The 18,732-nt window shown below is 61.4% G+C and carries 18 protein-coding genes; 6 read left to right on the top strand and 12 right to left on the bottom strand.

Annotation, left to right across the window (positions count from 1 at the left end):
* Window positions 1-4: 4 nt before the first annotated feature.
* Both J2Y83_RS09250 and J2Y83_RS09255 read right to left on the bottom strand, forming a co-directional pair.
* On the bottom strand, window positions 5-1,060 hold the full coding sequence (locus tag J2Y83_RS09250; RefSeq protein ID WP_253394640.1) for a permease: 1,056 nt from the start codon (window positions 1,058-1,060) through the stop codon (window positions 5-7).
* Window positions 1,061-1,118: 58 nt separating this feature from the next.
* Window positions 1,119-1,820 (bottom strand): histidine phosphatase family protein, encoded by a 702-nt coding sequence (locus J2Y83_RS09255; RefSeq protein WP_253394642.1) that lies wholly within the window; start codon window positions 1,818-1,820, stop codon window positions 1,119-1,121.
* Between the two features lie 250 nt (window positions 1,821-2,070).
* Between J2Y83_RS09255 and J2Y83_RS09260 the strand changes: the two genes are divergently transcribed.
* The 3 genes from J2Y83_RS09260 (at window position 2,071) to hemB (ending at window position 4,707) form a co-directional block, all read left to right on the top strand.
* A complete protein-coding gene (locus J2Y83_RS09260) occupies window positions 2,071-2,769 on the top strand; it encodes a glutathione S-transferase N-terminal domain-containing protein (RefSeq protein WP_253394644.1) in 699 nt (232 codons plus the stop codon).
* A 4-nt stretch (window positions 2,770-2,773) separates the two neighbouring features.
* Window positions 2,774-3,616 carry a PhzF family phenazine biosynthesis protein gene (locus J2Y83_RS09265; RefSeq protein WP_253394646.1) on the top strand — a complete coding sequence of 281 codons (843 nt, stop codon included), beginning with the start codon at window positions 2,774-2,776 and terminating at the stop codon, window positions 3,614-3,616.
* Between the two features lie 116 nt (window positions 3,617-3,732).
* Window positions 3,733-4,707, top strand: coding sequence for a porphobilinogen synthase (gene hemB / locus J2Y83_RS09270; RefSeq protein WP_253394648.1), 975 nt, complete (start codon window positions 3,733-3,735; stop codon window positions 4,705-4,707).
* Between the two features lie 58 nt (window positions 4,708-4,765).
* Here the strand turns inward: hemB and J2Y83_RS09275 are convergent, their stop codons facing one another.
* The gene (locus tag J2Y83_RS09275; RefSeq protein ID WP_253394650.1) at window positions 4,766-5,380 is read right to left on the bottom strand and encodes a LysE family translocator; all 615 of its coding nucleotides are present in this window, start codon (window positions 5,378-5,380) and stop codon (window positions 4,766-4,768) included.
* Between the two features lie 145 nt (window positions 5,381-5,525).
* Here J2Y83_RS09275 and J2Y83_RS09280 point away from each other — a divergent pair, with 145 nt between their 5' ends.
* Both J2Y83_RS09280 and J2Y83_RS09285 read left to right on the top strand, forming a co-directional pair.
* Entirely contained in the window at window positions 5,526-6,611 is a 1,086-nt protein-coding gene (locus tag J2Y83_RS09280; protein WP_253394652.1) for a DUF1615 domain-containing protein, read from the top strand.
* Window positions 6,612-6,737: 126 nt separating this feature from the next.
* Window positions 6,738-7,154 carry a PaaI family thioesterase gene (locus J2Y83_RS09285; protein ID WP_253400364.1) on the top strand — a complete coding sequence of 139 codons (417 nt, stop codon included), beginning with the start codon at window positions 6,738-6,740 and terminating at the stop codon, window positions 7,152-7,154.
* A gap of 59 nt (window positions 7,155-7,213) precedes the next feature.
* On the opposite strand, the gene J2Y83_RS09290 is transcribed toward J2Y83_RS09285, so the two are convergent.
* Genes J2Y83_RS09290 through J2Y83_RS09300 form a run of 3 tightly spaced genes read right to left on the bottom strand, consistent with a single transcriptional unit; the run spans window position 7,214 to window position 9,801 of the window.
* Window positions 7,214-8,395 (bottom strand): acetyl-CoA C-acetyltransferase, encoded by a 1,182-nt coding sequence (locus J2Y83_RS09290; protein WP_253394654.1) that lies wholly within the window; start codon window positions 8,393-8,395, stop codon window positions 7,214-7,216.
* Window positions 8,396-8,406: 11 nt separating this feature from the next.
* On the bottom strand, window positions 8,407-9,066 hold the full coding sequence (locus tag J2Y83_RS09295) for a CoA transferase subunit B (protein ID WP_253394655.1): 660 nt from the start codon (window positions 9,064-9,066) through the stop codon (window positions 8,407-8,409).
* Between the two features lie 36 nt (window positions 9,067-9,102).
* Window positions 9,103-9,801: a CoA transferase subunit A gene (locus J2Y83_RS09300; RefSeq protein ID WP_010566044.1), complete on the bottom strand. Its 699-nt coding sequence runs from the start codon at window positions 9,799-9,801 to the stop codon at window positions 9,103-9,105.
* Between the two features lie 134 nt (window positions 9,802-9,935).
* Between J2Y83_RS09300 and J2Y83_RS09305 the strand changes: the two genes are divergently transcribed.
* Window positions 9,936-10,838, top strand: coding sequence for a LysR family transcriptional regulator (locus J2Y83_RS09305; RefSeq protein ID WP_046384021.1), 903 nt, complete (start codon window positions 9,936-9,938; stop codon window positions 10,836-10,838).
* Between the two features lie 57 nt (window positions 10,839-10,895).
* On the opposite strand, the gene J2Y83_RS09310 is transcribed toward J2Y83_RS09305, so the two are convergent.
* The 6 genes from J2Y83_RS09310 to J2Y83_RS09335 all read right to left on the bottom strand — a co-directional run bounded on the left by J2Y83_RS09310 (window position 10,896) and on the right by J2Y83_RS09335 (window position 18,691).
* Window positions 10,896-11,225 carry a hypothetical protein gene (locus tag J2Y83_RS09310; RefSeq protein ID WP_253394657.1) on the bottom strand — a complete coding sequence of 110 codons (330 nt, stop codon included), beginning with the start codon at window positions 11,223-11,225 and terminating at the stop codon, window positions 10,896-10,898.
* 518 nt (window positions 11,226-11,743) lie between these two features.
* Window positions 11,744-12,589 (bottom strand): NAD-dependent protein deacetylase, encoded by an 846-nt coding sequence (locus J2Y83_RS09315; protein ID WP_253394659.1) that lies wholly within the window; start codon window positions 12,587-12,589, stop codon window positions 11,744-11,746.
* 8 nt (window positions 12,590-12,597) lie between these two features.
* Window positions 12,598-13,038, bottom strand: coding sequence for a CBS domain-containing protein (locus J2Y83_RS09320; RefSeq protein WP_253394661.1), 441 nt, complete (start codon window positions 13,036-13,038; stop codon window positions 12,598-12,600).
* 131 nt (window positions 13,039-13,169) lie between these two features.
* The gene (locus J2Y83_RS09325; RefSeq protein WP_253394663.1) at window positions 13,170-15,119 is read right to left on the bottom strand and encodes a DNA topoisomerase III; all 1,950 of its coding nucleotides are present in this window, start codon (window positions 15,117-15,119) and stop codon (window positions 13,170-13,172) included.
* 166 nt (window positions 15,120-15,285) lie between these two features.
* A complete protein-coding gene (locus J2Y83_RS09330) occupies window positions 15,286-16,908 on the bottom strand; it encodes an MFS transporter (RefSeq protein WP_253394665.1) in 1,623 nt (540 codons plus the stop codon).
* A 115-nt stretch (window positions 16,909-17,023) separates the two neighbouring features.
* Entirely contained in the window at window positions 17,024-18,691 is a 1,668-nt protein-coding gene (locus J2Y83_RS09335) for a GMC family oxidoreductase (protein WP_253394667.1), read from the bottom strand.
* Window positions 18,692-18,732: the final 41 nt, after the last annotated feature.

An 18,732-nucleotide genomic window follows, 5' to 3' on the forward strand; every position in this document is an offset into this window, starting at 1 on the left:
TTACCTAAAGGATCGCCGCTCCAATCAAACCGCAGACCACGCCCACCAGCATGGTCAAGCCTGCCACCGTGAGCAGCACCCGCGCGTCGAAATCCTTGCGCAACATGAGCAGTGACGGCAGGCTCACGCTCGGCAGGGTCATCAACAAGGCCACGGCCGGGCCGCTGCCCATGCCCAGCGTCATCATGGTTTGTACGATCGGTATCTCCGCGGCGGTCGGAATTACGAACAGCGTGCCGACAATCGCCAGCGGCACCAGCCACAGCAGGCTGTCGGTCATCGCCCCATCCACGTGGGGAAACAGCCAGACCCGCGCCGCGCCCAGCACCAGCACCGCCAGGATGTAGACCGGGATCGTGCTCCAGAACAGTTGCCACAGGGTGCGCAACCAGCGGCTGAAAAACGGTTGCGACTCGATCACGCTGGCCTCGGCCACCGCCCCCAGCGCCGCTTCCGGCACTTGCTCCGGGCGTGCGATCCGCTGGGCCACCAGGGACACGCCGACCACCAGCACAATCCCTGCCACCAGCCTTAACGCCGTGAAGCCCCAACCCAGCACAAACCCCATGAATACCAGGGTGGCCGGGTTCAGTACCGGGTTGGCGATCCAGAACGCCAGCGCCGCGCCTACTGACACTTGCTGCCGACGCATGCCTGCCGCCACCGGTGCCGCGCAGCAACTGCACATCATTCCGGGCAAGGCGAACAGCCCGCCGCGCAGGGTCGAACCCAGCCCGGCACGACCAAACAGGCGCAGCAGCCAGTCGCGGGGGATCAACACTTGCAGCAACGAGCCGAGGATCACCGCTAGAACGGCGGCTTTCCAGATCGCCAGGAAATACACCTGGGCATAGGCCAGCGCCGCCGCCAGTGGCGAGGTTTGCTGGTCATTGAGAATTGAGGCGCCGATGCTGTGGTTGTCGGCGGCGACAAACGCCTTGAAGTAGTAGGGCGACCACTTCACGTAGTAAAGGCCGATGCAGGCGACCAGCAGGAACAGCGCTGGTTTCCACCAGAACGACCAGCCCCGGTTGGGCTGGGTGGAGACGAGGTTGGACATGGTGTTGATCCGCAGATGAGTCAATAGCCGCGCATCATACGCCCCTATCGCTCAGGCTTCAGAGATCTGCGCTGACCTGGGTCGCATCCGGGCAGGTTTGTTCGCCATTATTCAGGCCCTGCTTATAGTTGCGGCTCAGCAACGATGCCTTGCCGTTGTGCCAGGTGAGTGTCAGTACATACAGCGTGTCGTAGTCATTGCCGGACCAGTCTTCGGTGATGGTGTGCTTTTCGCCCACCGCTTCACTGGCCACCTTGTTGATCAACTCCGGCAGATAGCCGTGGGACCAGGCAGTGTAGATGATGGCGTTGTGATACTTGTTTTCCACCAGTTCGTCGGCGAGGGCGTTGGTGTCATTCGCCGAAAACTTGATGTTTACCGGCAACCCGAGCTTGATTGCGCTGGGGCTGATGGTCATCAGAGGGCGAATGTAGCTGTAGGAATTGTCTTTTTCGCCTTCCTCGACATTGCGCGTCGGGTTGGCGGCGAAGACGAAGTTGGCCTTACCGAACTTTTCCGGCAGCACGGTGGCCAGGTTCATCGCGCGGTTCAGGCCCTGGCAATTGAGCTGGCCCAGGCCGCCGGCGGGTTTTTCGCCGTGGCGCAGGAACACCAGGGTTTGCACGCCGTCCACCGGCTCGGCGCTGCTGATGCGCGATTGCAGGGTCAGGTCGAGGACGCCGCCGACCAGCAACAGCGGCAATATGATGTATGAATATCGTTTGAGGCGTTGCGCAAGGCACAGAGGCTTGATTGTCATTAGGTTTGAGTCTTCAGTGCATCGGATTAAGGCGGACAAGCCCGGCCCCAGTGACGCATGCTGCGTCCTGCGGTGTTCCGTGTGGTTCTGCAAGGTGCCTCCATTCACCGTTCAGGCGCACTTAAGAGTCCGCGAGGTCACTTTGGTTCGCCCGTGGGGGAGATTAGCGAGGGGATGTTGCGCAATGATGACCCATGCAGGATGCCGGGCAGATGATTATCATGGGGGTTTTCCGCCGAGGGATATCCCGATGAATTCACTCGCCGCTTTCCCGATCAACCGCAAATGGCCCGCCCAGCATCCGGAGTGTCTGCAACTGTATTCGTTGCCCACGCCCAACGGGGTAAAAGTCTCGATCATGCTCGAAGAACTGGGCCTGCCCTACGAGGCGCACAAGGTCAGCTTCGAGACCCAGGACCAGCTGTCGCCCGAGTTCCTGTCGCTGAACCCGAACAACAAAATCCCCGCGATCATCGACCCCGACGGCCCCGGCGGCCAGCCGTTGGCGCTGTTCGAATCCGGTGCGATCCTGCTTTACCTGGCGGAAAAAACCAGCCAATTGCTTTCCGAAGACCCGGCGACACGTTATGAAACCATTCAGTGGCTGATGTTCCAGATGTCCGGTATCGGCCCGATGTTTGGCCAGGTGGGGTTCTTCAACAAGTTCGCTGGCAAGGCCTACGAAGACAAGCGCCCGCGTGACCGCTACGTCGCCGAGTCGCGGCGCTTGCTGGAGGTCTTGGAAAAACGCCTGCTGGGCCGCACCTGGATCATGGGCGACGACTACAGCATCGCGGACATCGCGACGTTTCCGTGGATCCGTAACCTGATCGGGTTCTACGAATCCGGCGACTTGGTCGGCATCGCCGATTTCCCCAATGTGCTGCGCGCGCTGGACGGCTTTATCGCACGTCCGGCGGTGATCCGTGGCCTGAACATTCCGAGCTGAGCCCATGCCGACTTTCGATTTTAAACAACTGGATGTCTTCAGCAGTGTGTCGCTCAAAGGCAACCCGCTGGCAGTAGTGCTGGGGGCCGACAGCCTCAGCGAGCAACAGATGGCCGACTTCGCCAAATGGACCAACCTCAGCGAAACCACGTTTTTACTCACGCCCCGCGATCCACGGGCTGACTACCGGGTAAGAATCTTCACCACCTTGCAGGAACTGCCGTTCGCCGGGCACCCGACGCTGGGCAGTTGCCACGCGTGGTTGCAGGCGGGGGGGATTGCGCAAGGGGAGGAGATTATCCAGGAGTGCGAAATCGGCCTGGTGCGTATCCGTCGCCAAGGCGATGAGCTGGCGTTCATCGCGCCGCCGTTGTTGCGCTCGGGCCCGCTGGAGGCGGCGTTGCTGGAGCGCGTGCGGCTGGGCTTGGGCCTGGCGCCCGAGGCCATTGTGCGCAGCCAGTGGGTCGACAACGGCGCGGGTTGGCTGGCGGTGATGCTGGCCGACCGCCAGGCGGTGCTCGATCTGCAGCCCGATTATGCGCAATTGCTCGGCCTGGCGGTGGGCGTGATTGCACCCTGCGATCCCGAACGCGACGCTGTAGACGCGCACTTTGAAGTGCGCGCGTTCATTGCCGGCGACGGGTTTCCCGAAGACCCGGCCACCGGCAGCTTGAATGCCGGGGTGGCCCAATGGTTGTTGGGCGAAGGCCTGGCGCCGAGCCGCTACGTGGTCAGCCAGGGCACGGCGATGGGGCGCGCGGGGCGTATCCGCATCGAGCGCCAGGGCGATGAAATCTGGGTCGGCGGTGCCGTGGCGGTGTGCATCGAAGGGCGTCTACAGCTCTAGATCAATGCAATTGTTGTGGGCCTTGCCATAAACTATTGTCTGCCTGGCATTTGCGCTGCCGGGGTCGGGGGGCATACGCTTTCGCCCCAACGTTTTTAGCCTTATTCAGGACAGCCATGACCAGCCAGTTCCCTCAAGCCCGCCCACGCCGTCTGCGCCGCTCCCCGGAGTTGCGTAGCTTGTTCCAGGAAACCGAGTTCACCCTCAATGATCTGGTGCTGCCGATTTTCGTCGAAGAAGAAATCGATGATTTTGTGCCAATCACCAGCATGCCGGGTGTGCTGCGCATCCCTGAGAAAAAGCTGGCCGGGGAAATCGAGCGTTATGCCCGCGCCGGGATCAAGTCGGTGATGACCTTTGGCGTGTCGCACCACCTGGACGCCACTGGCAGCGACACTTGGAAAGAGCGTGGCCTGGTCTCGCGCATGTCCTCGATCATCAAGGACGCGGTGCCGGAAATGATCGTGATGTCCGACACCTGTTTCTGCGAATACACCGATCACGGCCATTGCGGCGTGATGCATGGCGCCCATGTCGACAACGACGCGACGTTGGTCAACCTCGGCAAGCAAGCTGTGGCGGCGGCCCGTGCCGGTGCCGATGTGATCGCGCCGTCGGCGGCGATGGACGGCCAGGTCCAGGCGATTCGCCGGGCGTTGGATGACGCCGGTTTCACGCATATCCCGATCATGGCCTACTCCACCAAATTCGCTTCGGCCCTTTACGGTCCGTTCCGTGAAGCGGGTGGCAGCGCGCTCAAGGGCGACCGCAAAAGCTACCAGATGAACCCGATGAACCGCCGCGAAGCCGTGCGTGAATCGCTGCTCGACGAGCAGGAAGGCGCGGATGCGCTGATGGTCAAACCGGCCGGTGCCTACCTCGACATCATCCGCGACATCCGCGAAGCCTCGCGCCTGCCGGTGGCGGCGTATCAGGTCAGCGGCGAGTACGCGATGATCAAGTTCGGTGCCCAGGCAGGCGCGATCGATGAGGACCGGGTGGTGCGGGAAACTTTGGGTTCGATCAAGCGCGCTGGCGCGGACCTGATCTTCACTTACTTCGCCATGGACCTGGCGCTGGCAGGCATCTAAAGCACCCAACTTGTGGGAGCGGGCAACCCCCCGCTTCCACAGTGGGTTGTAGCGTTTTTCAGCGCTGTGCAAGCGCCAGGTTCAACCCCAACCCTGCAAAGGCCGCCGCAAAACTGCGCCGCAGCCAATTCTGAACCCGTGGTGACTCGATCACCGCGCGGCGAAACACATTGGCCAGCAAGCCATACACCACAAACACCGCAAACGTCATGGCCATGAACACGCCGCTCAGCACCAGCATTTGCAAGGCCGGCGCCGTGCTGGCCGGTGTGACGAACTGAGGCAGGAAGGCCAGGAAGAAAATCGTCAGCTTGGGGTTGAGAATATTCAGCAAAAACCCGCGGAGCATCAGGCCACGGGCCGTGGTTGCCGTTGGCGTGTCATTCATCGCGAAGGCCGAACGATCGCGCCACGTGGCGTAGGCCAGGTACAGCAAGTAGGCGGCTCCGGCGAATTTCAGCGCTTCGAACGCCAATGCGCTGGTGTGCAGCAGCGCGGAAAGGCCGAGGATGGATGCCAATAAGTGCGGGATGATCCCGGCGGTACAGCCCAGCGCGGCGAACACGCTGGCGCGCTTGCCGGCCATGAGGCCCGTGGACACGGTAAAGATCACGCCGGTGCCGGGAATCAGCACAACGATCAGGCAGGTGATGAAAAAGTTCATGCTGAGCATGGCATTCAAACTCCTTGTACGAATGGTTGATGAAAGATCCTGTCATATTCGCATTACGTTGGCGAGGGGAGCACAGGGCGAACCCGCGTTAGACTTACCGGTCGATATCAGCAATGCCCGGCTCATCGCCCTTCAAGGAAGCCCCATGTACCTACGCCACCTGATCCTGTGTCTCATGCCCTTGGTGGTGCTGGCAGGTTGCTCGACCGCACGCGGCCCGCAACAGCCGGAGCGCAGCGAAGCCGAGGTCAAAGCGCAGATCGTGCGCCTGCTGCCCGCCAAGGTCGCCGATCGCAACGGTTGGGCCAAGGATATCTACACCGCGTTCGACACCCAGCACATCTACCCCAGTACCGAAAACATCTGCGCCGTGCTGGCGGTGACCGAGCAAGAGTCCACTTACCAGGTCGATCCACCCGTGCCGAATATGGGCAAGATCGCCCAGGATGAAATCCTGCGCCGTGCCGGTAAGGTGCATGTGCCAGCGGTGTTGGTCCGCACGGCACTGCAACTGCGTTCGCCCACCGGTAAGTCCTACGCCGATCGCTTGAACGCTGCGCGCACGGAGAAGGACTTGAGCGGGATCTTCGATGACTTCATCAGCATGGTGCCCTTGGGCAATACGCTGTTTGGCGGCTTCAACCCGGTACACACCGCCGGCCCGATGCAAGTGAGCATCGAGTTTGCGCAGAAGCAGGCGCGGGGTTATCCCTACACGGTGGACGGCACGATCCGACGGGAAGTGTTCACCCGACGTGGCGGTATGTACTTCGGCATCGCTCATTTGCTCGGTTATCCGGTGAGTTATGACCGGCCGCTGTACCGGTTTGCCGACTTCAACGCCGGTTGGTACGCCAGCCGCAACGCGGCGTTCCAGGCCGCCGTCAGCCGCGTCTCAGGCACCGAGTTGGCGCTGGACGGGGATTTGATCCGCTACGGCTCGCTGTTGCCCGGCAGCACCGAATTGGCGGTGCGTTCCCTCGGCGCCAGGCTGGACATGCGCAACCCCAGCATCCGCAGTCAGCTGGAGCAGGGCGAGCAATTGGATTTTGAGCAGACCACGCTCTACAAACGCGTGTTTGCCCTGGCCGACACAGCGGCGGGCAAACCGCTGCCGCGGGCGATCCTGCCGGGCATTGTGCTCAAAAGCCCGAAGATCACCCGCAACCTGACCACCGCCTGGTTCGCCCAGCGGGTGGATGAGCGCTATCAGCGCTGTATGAGGCGCTGAGGCCAGCCCTGAACGGGGTTGGTGAATCAGCCCCAGGCATCGCAACGGATATGCGCGGCTGATGGTAATGGTCGCCGCGTGGGGGCTGGAGTACACCTCATGCCTGACTCCAAGGAAGAACCCGCGATGATCGCTCACGCCGTGCCCGAAGGTTTTGTCTCACTGCCGCGCAGCAGCCCGCTCCTCGACTTGTTAGGTCCGGCCTATTGCCGGGGTGACGGCTTGCAACTGGAAATCGGCCTGCGCGCCGACAACCGTCACGCCAATGGCCGTGGCACGGTGCATGGCGGGGTGTTGGCAACCTTGGCGGATATCGGCATGGGCTATGCGATGGCGTTTTCCAGTGAGCCGCCGTTGCCGTTGATTACCGCGAGCATGACCGTGGATTACCTGGGCGCGGTGCAAGTGGGGGAGTGGATTGTGGTGCGCCTTGAGCATCACAAGCGTGGCCGGCAAATGGCATTTGCCACGGTGAGTCTGCAGGTGGGGGACAAAATCGTGGCGCGGGCGAACGCGGTGTTTGCGGTGCCGCGTGCGGACTGAAAGCGAAAAAAAGGCCCGGTTTTTCGTGGAACCGGGCCTTTTCGTGTGTTGCTCTTGAATCAGCTGCGCTCAAGGGCCAGGGCTACGCCTTGGCCGCCACCGATGCACAGCGTCGCCAGGCCTTTCTTGGCGTCGCGTTTGATCATTTCGTGCAGCAGGGTCACCAGAATGCGGCAGCCTGACGCGCCGATCGGGTGGCCAATGGCGATCGCGCCGCCGTTGACGTTGACCTTATCGGCGTCCCATTCCAGCTCTTTGGCCACCGCCAGGGATTGCGCGGCAAAGGCTTCGTTGGCTTCGACCAGATCCAGGTCGGCCACATTCCAGCCGGCTTTCTCCAGGCAACGGCGGGTGGCCGCGACCGGGCCGATGCCCATGATGGCCGGGTCGACGCCGGCATTGGCGTAGCTGGCGATACGCGCCAGCACGGGCAGGCCGAGGGCCTTGGCCTTGTCGGCGCTCATCAACAGCACGGCGGCCGCGCCGTCGTTGAGGCTGGACGCGTTGCCAGCGGTGACGCTGCCGTCTTTCTTGAACGCGGGTTTGAGCTTGGCCAACGACTCGGCGGTGGTGCCGGCGCGCGGTTGTTCGTCCACGGCGAAGGCCACCGGGTCGCCCTTGCGCTGCGGGATCAGAATCGGGGTGATCTCATCGGCAAAGCGGCCGGCTTCGATAGCGGCGGCGGCTTTTTGCTGGGACGCGGCGGCGAAGGCGTCCTGGGCTTCACGGCTGATGCCGTACTTGTCCACCAGGTTCTCGGCGGTGATGCCCATGTGGTAGTCGTTGAATGCATCCCACAGGCCGTCGGTGATCATGCTGTCGATCATCTTGGCGTGGCCCATGCGCAAACCGGTGCGCGCGGCGGGCAATACGTAGGGGGCCAGGCTCATGTTCTCCATGCCGCCGGCAATGATCACGTCGGCATCGCCACAGCGGATGGCCTGGGCGCCCAGGTGCAGGGCCTTGAGGCCCGAACCGCAGACCTTGTTCAAGGTCATCGCGGGTACGGCATGGGGCAGGCCGGCGAGGATCGACGCCTGGCGCGCCGGGTTCTGGCCTGAGCCTGCAGTGAGCACGTGACCGAGGATCACTTCATCCACCTGGGCCGGGTCGAGGCCGGTCTGCTCCAGCAGGCGACGGATCACGGCAGCGCCCAACTCCGGTGCCGGGATGTTCGCCAGCGAACCTTGAAAGCTGCCTACCGCGGTACGGGTGGCAGCAACAATCACAACGTCTTGCATGGAATGTGTCCTCACTGGAATTGCATTTCTGGAACATGGTCGGGGACGATCAGTTTACCGGCTGTCTTGCTGACAATCTCTTCAATACTGACCCCTGGGGCACGCTCCTTTAGGATAAAGGCGCCGTTGTCGATTTCCAGGTAGGCGAGGTCCGTCAGCACACGCTTGATGCAGTGGGCACCGGTCAGCGGCAGGGTGCATTGGCTGAGCAACTTGGACTCACCGTCCTTGGACGCGTGGGTCATGATCACGATGATGTTTTCCGCGCCGGCCACCAGGTCCATGGCGCCGCCCATGCCCTTGACCAGCTTGCCGGGGATCATCCATGAGGCGATGTTGCCCTGTACGTCCACTTCAAACGCGCCGAGCACGGTGAGGTCGACATGGCCGCCGCGAATCATTGCGAAAGATTCGGCGGAGGAGAAGATCGAGGCGCCGATGCGCGCGGTCACGGTTTGTTTGCCGGCGTTGATCATGTCGGCATCGATGGTCTCTTCAGTGGGAAACGGGCCCATGCCGAGCAGGCCGTTTTCCGATTGCAGCATCACTTCCATGCCTTCGGGGATGTAGTTGGCCACCAGGGTCGGAATGCCGATGCCGAGGTTGACGTAGAAACCGTCCTGCATTTCGCGGGCGACGCGTTGAGCCATTTGTTCGCGGGTGAGAGCCATGGTGCTGTTCCTCTTATTCTCTTCGGGCTGGAGGGATTATTTGCGGACGGTGCGCTGTTCGATGCGCTTCTCGAAGGTGCCGCAGATGATCCGGTCGACGTAGATGCCAGGGGTGTGGATCTGCGACGGTTCCAGCTCGCCCGGTTCGACGATTTCCTCGACTTCGACCACGGTGATCTTGCCGGCGGTGGCGGCCAGCGGGTTGAAGTTCTGGGCGGTGTGGCGGTAGATGACGTTGCCAAAGTGGTCGGCTTTCCAGCCTTTGACAATGGCGAAGTCGCCGGTGATGGATTCTTCCATCAGGTACGGGCGACCGTTGAATTCGCGGGTTTCCTTGCCTTCGGCAACCGGGGTGCCGACGCCGGTGGCGGTGAAGAAGGCCGGAATGCCGGCGCCGCCAGCGCGCATTTTTTCCGCCAGGGTGCCTTGAGGGGTGAGCACCACTTCGATCTCGCCGCTGAGCAGTTGCTTCTCGAACAGGGCGTTTTCGCCCACGTAGGACGCGATCACTTTGCGGATCTGCTTTTCTTCCAGCAGCACGCCCAGGCCAAAACCGTCGACGCCGCAGTTATTGGAAACCACCGTCAGGTCGCGGGTGCCTTTGCGTTTGATCTCGGCGATGAGGTTTTCCGGGATGCCGCACAGGCCAAAGCCGCCGGCGAGTACGGTCATGCCGTCTTCCAGGCCTGCCAGTGCCTCTTCATAGGACGCAACGCGTTTATCGAAACCTGCCATATAGCACCTCTTTTATTGTTTGTGGGCCAGTCAATGTTCCGAGTGTTGCGCCGACGGATTGATTTGTTAAGTTGTTTTTTAAGGTTGATTGATTTAAAAAACTGCATAGTCGAGCCGTCATCCGGAGTAACGTCATGACCGTCAAACAGATGCGTGCCTTTCTGGCCGTGGCACAGAGCCTGAGTTTTGCTGCTGCCTGCGAGCGGCTGCACCTCTCTCAATCGGCACTGAGCCTGACCATCAAAGGCCTGGAAGAAGGGCTGGGCGGGCGCTTGTTCAGCCGCAATACCCGCAATGTCGCGCTGACCCCTGAAGGGGAATCTTTGTTGCCGCTGGCGCGTCGGTTGATTGCCGATTGGGACAACGCCGAGGATGAACTGCGCCAGCGCTTCACCCTGCAGCGCGGGCGGGTAACGGTGGCAGCGATGCCGTCGTTTGCAGGCAACCTGTTGCCGCCGATCCTGAAGATATTCCGTGCGCGTTACCCTCATGTGAACGTGACGGTGCATGACCTGATCAACGAACAGGTGCTGGAGATGGTCCGTGATCGCCAGGTCGAGTTGGGCGTGGCGTTCGAACCGTCCGAAGGTTCGTCGCTGGCGTTTACGCCGTTATACCTGGACCGTTTCATTGCCGTGGTGCCCATGGATTCACCCTTGGCACTGCGTGCTGAAATCGACTGGAAAAGCCTGTTGGAACAACCGTTCATTGCCCTGCAACGACCCTCGACGGTACGGGTGATGCTGGAGGAGCATCTGGGCGCCTTGCAGATGAAATTGCCGGTGGCGCTGGAGAGTCATCAATTGGCGACGGTGGGCAAGATGGTTGCCAGTGGCCTGGGGGTCAGCGCCGTACCGGCATTATGTGCGCAGCAGATGCAGGAGGCGGGCGCCCATTGCATCACCTTGACCGATCCGGTGATCGAGCGGCCGATTGGTGTGTTGACCAAACCGGGGCATGAACTCTCGGCGGCGGCACAGGTGTTGTTTGATATTTTTCGCGATGAGGCGGGGAAAGGCCGTTACCCCAACTTTTGAAGTTGCATAAAAAATGTGGGAACTGGCAAGCCAGTTCCCACATTAGTTGAGTTGTACTTAGGAGTAGCGGTCGATTACTTTAACTTGTGCGCTGTCTTTGAAAGACGCCCACGCGTGGTTAAGTGTGTCGAACACCTGCTCGATAAAGTTACGATCGGCCGCCGCTTTCTTGCCGACATAACCCTGGCCACGACGATACACCTTCAGGCGCGCCGCCAGTTCACGGTTATTTCTGTCGAACTCGGCTTCTTCGGTGTGGGGCGCCAGGCAGTCAATTTGGACTTTGCCCGATTTACCAATCCACAGGATATGGTCGTCGAGTGTGTCTTTCTGCGCTGCGAACATCTCAGCCAATTGTTCGATAGTTGGTTGGTTGTTCAGATTCATGTGTAAGCCCCTTGACCAGTTGGCGATCTATCAATTGATTCGTTAAAACTGCTTAGTTGTCTCCGGTTCCGAAAACCGGGCGTCAGTGACGGTCTGCCGAATACGGGCAGGGTCTTGAACCTGATGCATGTAGTCTTGCTGATGAACTGCTACGCAATGGTTTCATAACGAAGACAAGCAGCGTTTGAGCTCCTTGTACCGAACCCTTTGGGTCGGTCAGCTTCATCAATCTGCCTTGTGGGCAGTGCACATCCGGAAAAAACAGCTCGGCGGTCAGACGAGCTTGTTCAAAACGCTTGTTACCAACGCTCCCGATCCGGGAGACGTCTAGATCATGCAAGGACAAAAAGGTTACGTCAACGGTTATGTAGTGATTATTTTTGATCACTACATAAATCGTCGTGGGGACGGGGCCGTGCGGGGAAGTGTGACTTGGGCGTCATTTTTTGTGCGGTGGGTCGCCGGAGCTCGTTAGCCTGGCCGGGTTGCCCACTCATTTTTGATGCGCAGTGTTCTGGTTATCCCAGGCGCTCTGCCAATAGCGGCAACAACCGCTCGCAGGACGCCGCGATCTTCATCTGCAACAACTCATCCCCACGGGTCTTGCCCAGATTGATGGCAATCACCGGCTTGCCTTGCTCGACCATCGCCTTGCACAGGCGAAACGCCGAGTAGGCCATCAGCGACGACCCCACCACCAATAAACCCTCGGCTTGCTCCACCGCCGCCATTGCCCTGGCGGCGGTGGCCTGGGCAACGTTCTCGCCGAAGAACACGAGGTCCGGTTTCAGCCGTTCGCCGTTGCAGTGGGGGCAGCGGGGCACGCGAAAGCGTTGTTCAAAAGCAGGATCAAGCAGGGTATCGCCGTCGGGTGCCTGCACGGCATCGACGCCGGCCAGGTAGGGGTTCTCGGTTTCCATCAACCGTTGGATCACATCGCGTGCGCAGGGCCGCTGGCAATCCAGGCATAGCACGCGATGCAAGCTGCCGTGCAGCTCGATCACATCATGGCTACCGGCCTGGTCATGCAACGTGTCGACGTTTTGCGTGATCAGCCCGCTGATACGCTGGCGGTGTTGCAAGGCGGCCAGCGCCAGGTGGGCCTGGTTCGGCTGCGCAATGCGCACCCGTGGCCAGCCCAGCATCGCCCGCGCCCAATAACGGCGGCGCGCTTGTGGGGTGGCCAGGAACTCCTGGTACATCATCGGCGCCTTGCCCCGGCGTATGCCCTCGCTGTCCCGGTAGTCCGGGATACCCGACGACGTGCTGATTCCCGCCCCGGTCAGCACCAGAAAACGCCGTTCGGCCATGGTCCGGTGCAGGATATCGAGGTGGTCTTCCTGATGTTCGAGCATGTCGAGCATGGGGTCTCCTATTCGCCGCGAATGTATTGCTCCAGTTGCTTGATCAGGTTGGCTTGTTCGGCAATGGCCTCCTTGACCAGATCGCCGATGGAGAGCAAACCCAGCAGTTTTCCGTCGACGACCACCGGCAAGTGGCGCAGGTGACTGTCGGTCATGATGTTCATGCATTCTTCGACCGTTTTATGGGCATCAACCGTTATGACTGGAGAACTCATGACCTCATGGACTTTGGTGGTGACTGAAGAGAGGCCTTTGAGTATCAGTTTTCGTGCGTAGTCACGTTCGCTGATGATGCCAACCACCTCGCCCTGCTTGACGACCGGCAAGGCCCCGACATTTTTCGATGACATCACCACCAACGCTTCGAATACGGTGTGGTCCCATTCAATGGTGTGGACTTCCTGGTTTTGCTTGTCTTTGGCTTTGAGTACTTCTGAGACGGTTTTCATGGCGGCCACTCCGATGTTGTTGTTGGGAAGTCTGCAATCCCCTACAGAATCCTAGACGGCTCGCGCGGGAGCAAGGACCAAAGCGGCGTTAAACCCGTCAAAAAACGTCATACCCCGGATTTATTCATGGTTTACCCGGTACTTGTCGGCTTTTTCGCTCGCTTCGGGCTGGCCGCCGTCTTGCGGGGTGCGGCCGTGCGTTTCTTTTTCCACGGTGTGGCGCCGCGGCCTGCCGGGCTGGCAGGGCCGGTGATGGTCATGCGCATACCGTTGCAGCGGGCCACTTGCTTGCTCATCCAGGCCGCTTGTTTGGCGACGAATTCTTCCAGGCTCATTTCGCCGCTTTGCACCATGTCCAGCGCCTGTTCCCAGATCGCGGTGGTGCCCGGGTCGGCGATGGCGCGGGGCACTGCGTCGATCAGGCTGAACGCCGCCGGGGTGGCCGAGAGTGCCTTGCCGTTCTTCATCAGGTAGCCCCGGTCCAGCAGGCCCTGGATGATCCCGGCGCGGGTGGCTTCGGTGCCGATGCCGGTGGTGTCCTTGAGCTTTTGCTTGAGCAGCGGATCTTCCACCAGCTTGGCGACGTTTTTCATCGCCTTGATCAGGTCGCCCTCGGTGAAGGGTTTGGGCGGCTGGGTCCACAGGTCCTTGAGATTGACCTTGGCGACGGCGTAATCCTGGCCTTGCACCAGTGCCGGCAGGGCTTGCGGTGCTGGCGCCTCACGGCCTTTGGCCGGTGTAAGGGCTTCGGGCAGCGCGCGCTTCCAGCCCGCTTCGATGACGACTTTGCCCACCGCGCGCAGCGCCTGGCCTGCGCAGTCGAAATCCGCCTGGGTGCGATCATATTCGTGGTTGGGCAGAAACTGCGCCAGGTAACGTGCGCGAATCAGTGTGTAGACCGCCCGATGCTTGCCGGTGAGCTGCCCGACATCCTTGCCGGCGCCGGTGGGAATGATGCCATGGTGGGCGCTGACCTTGGCGTCGTTCCACGCCCGCGAGCGGCGTTGGGGATCGATATGCGGCATCAGTTCGTTGACGGCCGCGTCGGCACGGCCCAATGCGGCAAGGATCTTCGCCGCGTCGCCATGTTGACTCAAGGGCAGGTAGCCGCAATCGCTGCGCGGGTAGGTGATGGCCTTGTGGGTTTCGTACAGCGATTGGGCGATGTCCAGGGTTTCCTGGGCGCCGAGGCCGAGCTTCTTCGAACAGATTTCCTGCAGCGTACCCAGGTCGAAGGGCAGCGGGGCGACCTCGCGCATGCGTTCGGTGCGCAACTTCACCAGTCGCGCGCTGGCAGCGCGGGTCATGGCGTCGGCGGCATCCCGGGCGAGTTGCGGGTTGAGGCAGCGGCCTTGGTCGTCACAGGCATCGTCGACGGCGCGCCATTGGGCGGTGAAGATCATGTGCGCGTGGCGCAGGTCGACATCGATGGCCCAGTAGGCCACCGGTACGAAATCGGCGATGCTGCGGTCACGGTCCACCACCAGGCGCAGGGTCGGAGTTTGCACGCGACCCACCGGCAGCACGCCCTGGTAACCGGATTGACGGCCGAGCAAGGTAAACAGGCGGCTCATGTTCATGCCGATCAGCCAGTCGGCGCGAGACCGGCCGAGGGCCGAGTGGTACAGACTGAAGGTTTCGGCGCCGGGTTTGAGCGCGGCCAGGGCCTTGCGAATGGAAGCGTCGTCCAGCGCCGACAGCCATAGCCGCTGGATCGGCCCGCGATAGCGGCAATGCTCCACCAGCTCGCGGGCGATCATTTCACCCTCACGGTCGGCGTCGGTGGCGATCACCAGCTCCTGGGCTTCGCCCAGCAGGCGCTTGACGGCCTTGAACTGGCTGGCGGTCTTGGGTTTGACCCGCATCTTCCATTTGTCCGGGATGATCGGCAGGTCGGCGAGCACCCAGCGCTTGTACTTGGCGTCGTAGGCATCGGGCGGGGCGGTTTCCAGCAGGTGGCCGATGCACCAGGTGACGGTCACCCCGTTGCCCAGCCAGCAACCGTCGCCACGGCGAGTGGCGCCGAGCACGGCCGCAATATCCTTGGCCTGGGAGGGTTTTTCACAGAGGAACAGCCGCATGGTCATCACATCAGATCAGGTTGATGCCTTGCAGGATGCGGAGTCCGAGGGATTTGAGCAACCATTATCTGTATGGATGTACAGCAATTTGTGTGGCGCCGCAGAGCAGATGTGGGAGGGGGCTTGCTCCCTCCCACAGGGGACCTGCGGTGTTCAGGCGGTCGGGTCAGTTGTTATCGATATCCACGTGCCGCGTTTCCTTGAGGCAGAACATCCCGACAATCAGGCTCACCCCGGTCACGACCACCGGATACCACAAGCCGTAGAAGATATCGCCGGTGTACACCACCAGCGCAAACGACACGGTTGGCAGGAACCCGCCAAACCAGCCGTTGCCGATGTGGTAGGGCAGGGACATCGAGGTGTAGCGGATGCGTGTCGGGAACAATTCCACCATCAGCGCCGCCAGCGGGCCGTAGCACATGGCCGCGATCAGGATCAGCACAACGATCAGCACCACCACCATCACCTTGTTGACCTGGGCCACATCCGCCGATGTCGGGTAGCCGGCCAGGGTCACGGCAGCGCGCAGGGCCGCCTCGTCAAAGCCATCGATGCGCACGTCGCCCACGCTCACCTGCACCGGGCTGCCCGCGGGGGCGGCGGCGCTGCTGTAGGGCAGGCCTTGCTTGACCAGGAAGGTCTTGACCTTGTCGCACGGGCTATCAAAACGCGCCTTGCCGACCGGGTCGAACTGGAAGGTGCAGGTGGCCGGGTCGGCCAGCACGGTGATCGGCGCCTGGCGACTGGCCTGGTCCATCGCCGGGTTGGTGTAGTGCGCCAGGCCCTTGAAGATCGGGAAGTACAGCGCGGTCGCCAGCAGCAGGCCGAGCATCAGCACCGGCTTGCGTCCGACCTTGTCCGACAGCCAGCCGAAGAAGATAAAGAACGGTGCCCCAATCACCACGCTGATGATCAGCAGCATATTGGCCAGGGCCGGGTCCATCTTCAGGAACTGCGTGAGGAAGAACAGCACATAGAACTGTGCCGCGTAAAAGGTCACCGCTTGTCCGCCGTTGATGCTGAACAGCGCAATCAGCACCACCTTGAGGTTTTCCCATTTACCGAAGGACTCACGGATTGGCGCCTTGCTGGCCTTGCCTTCCTCTTTCATTTTCAGGAACGCCGGCGATTCATGCAGGCTCATGCGAATCCAGGTGGAAATGCCCAGCAATACGATGGAAAACAGGAACGGAATGCGCCAGCCCCACACTTCGAACTGGTCACCGGTGAAGTAGCGGCAGGCCAGTACCACCAGCAAAGACAGCAGCAACCCGAGGGTAGCGGTGGATTGAATCCAACTGGTGTGCAGGCCGCGCTTGCCGGCGGGGGCGTGTTCGGCCACATAGGTGGCTGCGCCGCCGTATTCACCGCCCAGCGCCAGGCCTTGCAGCATGCGCAGGACGATCAGAATGATCGGCGCCGCGATGCCGATGCTGGCATACGTCGGCAACAGGCCGACACAGAACGTCGCCACGCCCATCAGGATAATGGTCACGAGGAACGTGTACTTGCGCCCGATCATGTCGCCCAGCCGGCCAAATACCAGCGCACCGAACGGGCGCACTACAAAGCCGGCCGCGAAGGCCATCAAGGCAAAGATAAACGCCGTGGTGTCGTTGACCCCGGCAAAGAACTGTTTGCTGATCACCGCCGCGAGGGCGCCATAGAGGAAAAAGTCATACCACTCGAACACCGTCCCCAGGGACGAGGCGAAGATGACTTTTCTCGATTCGCTACCGGTGCTCGCGCTGACCGCCGAGCCCAGGGTTTGAGCATGTTCTGACATTGGGTATCCCTCACAGTGATTATTTATTGTTGTTCCACTGTCGGCGCCAACCTCAGCGCCGGTCTGTTTTCCGTTCCCCTGTAGGAGCGAGCTTGCTCGCGAAAATCGCCAACGATTACGCGGGAAATCTGGATGAACGCGGCGCCTTTGTGCTTTTCGCGGGCAAGCTCGCTCCTACAGTGTTCGGCGAAAGGATCAGTTGCGCGGCTTTCTCCGCGATCATCAGCGTCGGTGAGCAGGTATTGCCGGACGTGATGCGGGGCATGATCGACGCATCGGCGATGCGCAGTCCCGGCACGCCGTGGACCCGCAGTTGCGCGTCGACCACCGCGTCCTGGTCACTGCCCATGCGGCAGGTGCCCACCGGATGGAAAATCGTCGTGCCGATGCGCGCTGCGGCTTCGTGCAGTTGCTCTTCGGTTTGCAGTGCATCGCCGGGCAAGTATTCCACCGGTTTGAACGCACTCAGGGCCGGCGCGGCGACGATGCGTCGAGTCAGGCGAATCGCATCGGCGGCCACCTGCAGGTCTTGCGGATGGCTGAGGTAATTGGGCTGGATCAGCGGCGCATCTGCCGGGTTGGACGAGCGAATATCGATACGCCCACGGCTTTGCGGGCGCAGGTCGCAAACCGACGCGGTAAACGCCGGGAACGCGTGCAACGGCTCGCCAAAGCGCTCCAGGGACAGCGGTTGCACATGGTATTCAAGGTTGGCCGAGGTTTGTTCCGGGCCCGAGCGCGCAAACGCGCCGAGCTGGCTGGGCGCCATCGACAGCGGGCCGCTGCGGTCATACAGGTAGCGCAGGCCCATGCCCATCTTGCCCCACACGGTGCCCGCGATCTGGTTCAGGGTGCGCGCGTTTTCCAGCTTGTAGATCAGGCGCAGTTGCAGGTGGTCCTGCAGGTTGCCGCCGACGCCCGGCAATTCATGCAACACATCAATGCCGAGCGGTTTGAGCACGTTGGCCGGGCCAATCCCCGAGCGTTGCAAAATGCCAGGCGAGCCCACCGCGCCTGCGCACAACACGATTTCCTTGCGCGCCTTCCAACTGAGCTGTTGGCCGTGCTGACGCCCGAGCACTGCCGACGCGCGGCCGTTTTCCAGCAATACGCGGTCGACTTCCACCTCGGTCAACACGGTCAGGTTCGGCCGTCGGCGGATCGGCTTGAGGAACGCCTTGGCCGCATTCCAGCGCACGCCGGCCTTCTGGTTGACCTGGAAGTAACCGCAGCCTTCGTTATCGCCCTGGTTGAAGTCGCTGATGTTGGCGATGCCGCTTTGCGCCGCAGCCTCACGGAAGGCATCCAGAATCGGCCACGACAGCCGTTGTTGTTCAACCCGCCATTCGCCGCCATCGCTGTGAAATTCCGAATCGCCGGCAAAATGGTTTTCACTCTGCTTGAACAGCGGCAGCACGTCTTTCCACGCCCAGCCGGCGTTACCTTCCGCCGCCCAGCCATCGTAATCCTGGGCCTGGCCGCGCATGTAGATCATGCCGTTGATCGACGAACAACCGCCGAGCACCTTGCCCCGTGGGTAACTCAGGGCGCGGCCTTGCAGGCCGGCCTGGGCTTCGGTCTTGAAGCACCAATCGGTGCGTGGGTTGCCGATGCAGAACAGGTAGCCGACGGGGATATGAATCCAGGGGTAGTTGTCGCGTCCACCGGCTTCAAGCAACAGCACACGGTGGGCGGGGTTGGCGGACAGTCGATTGGCCAGCAGGCAGCCTGCGGGGCCGGCGCCTACGACAATGTAATCGTATTCAGCAGTTGCAGTGGGCATCTGAGGTCTCGCTTGTTTTTCTTATTGGCTCCATCCTAGTT

The sequence above is a fragment of the Pseudomonas marginalis genome (genome assembly GCF_024169655.1).
GTDB classification, from domain to species: Bacteria; Pseudomonadota; Gammaproteobacteria; order Pseudomonadales; family Pseudomonadaceae; genus Aquipseudomonas; species Aquipseudomonas paraveronii.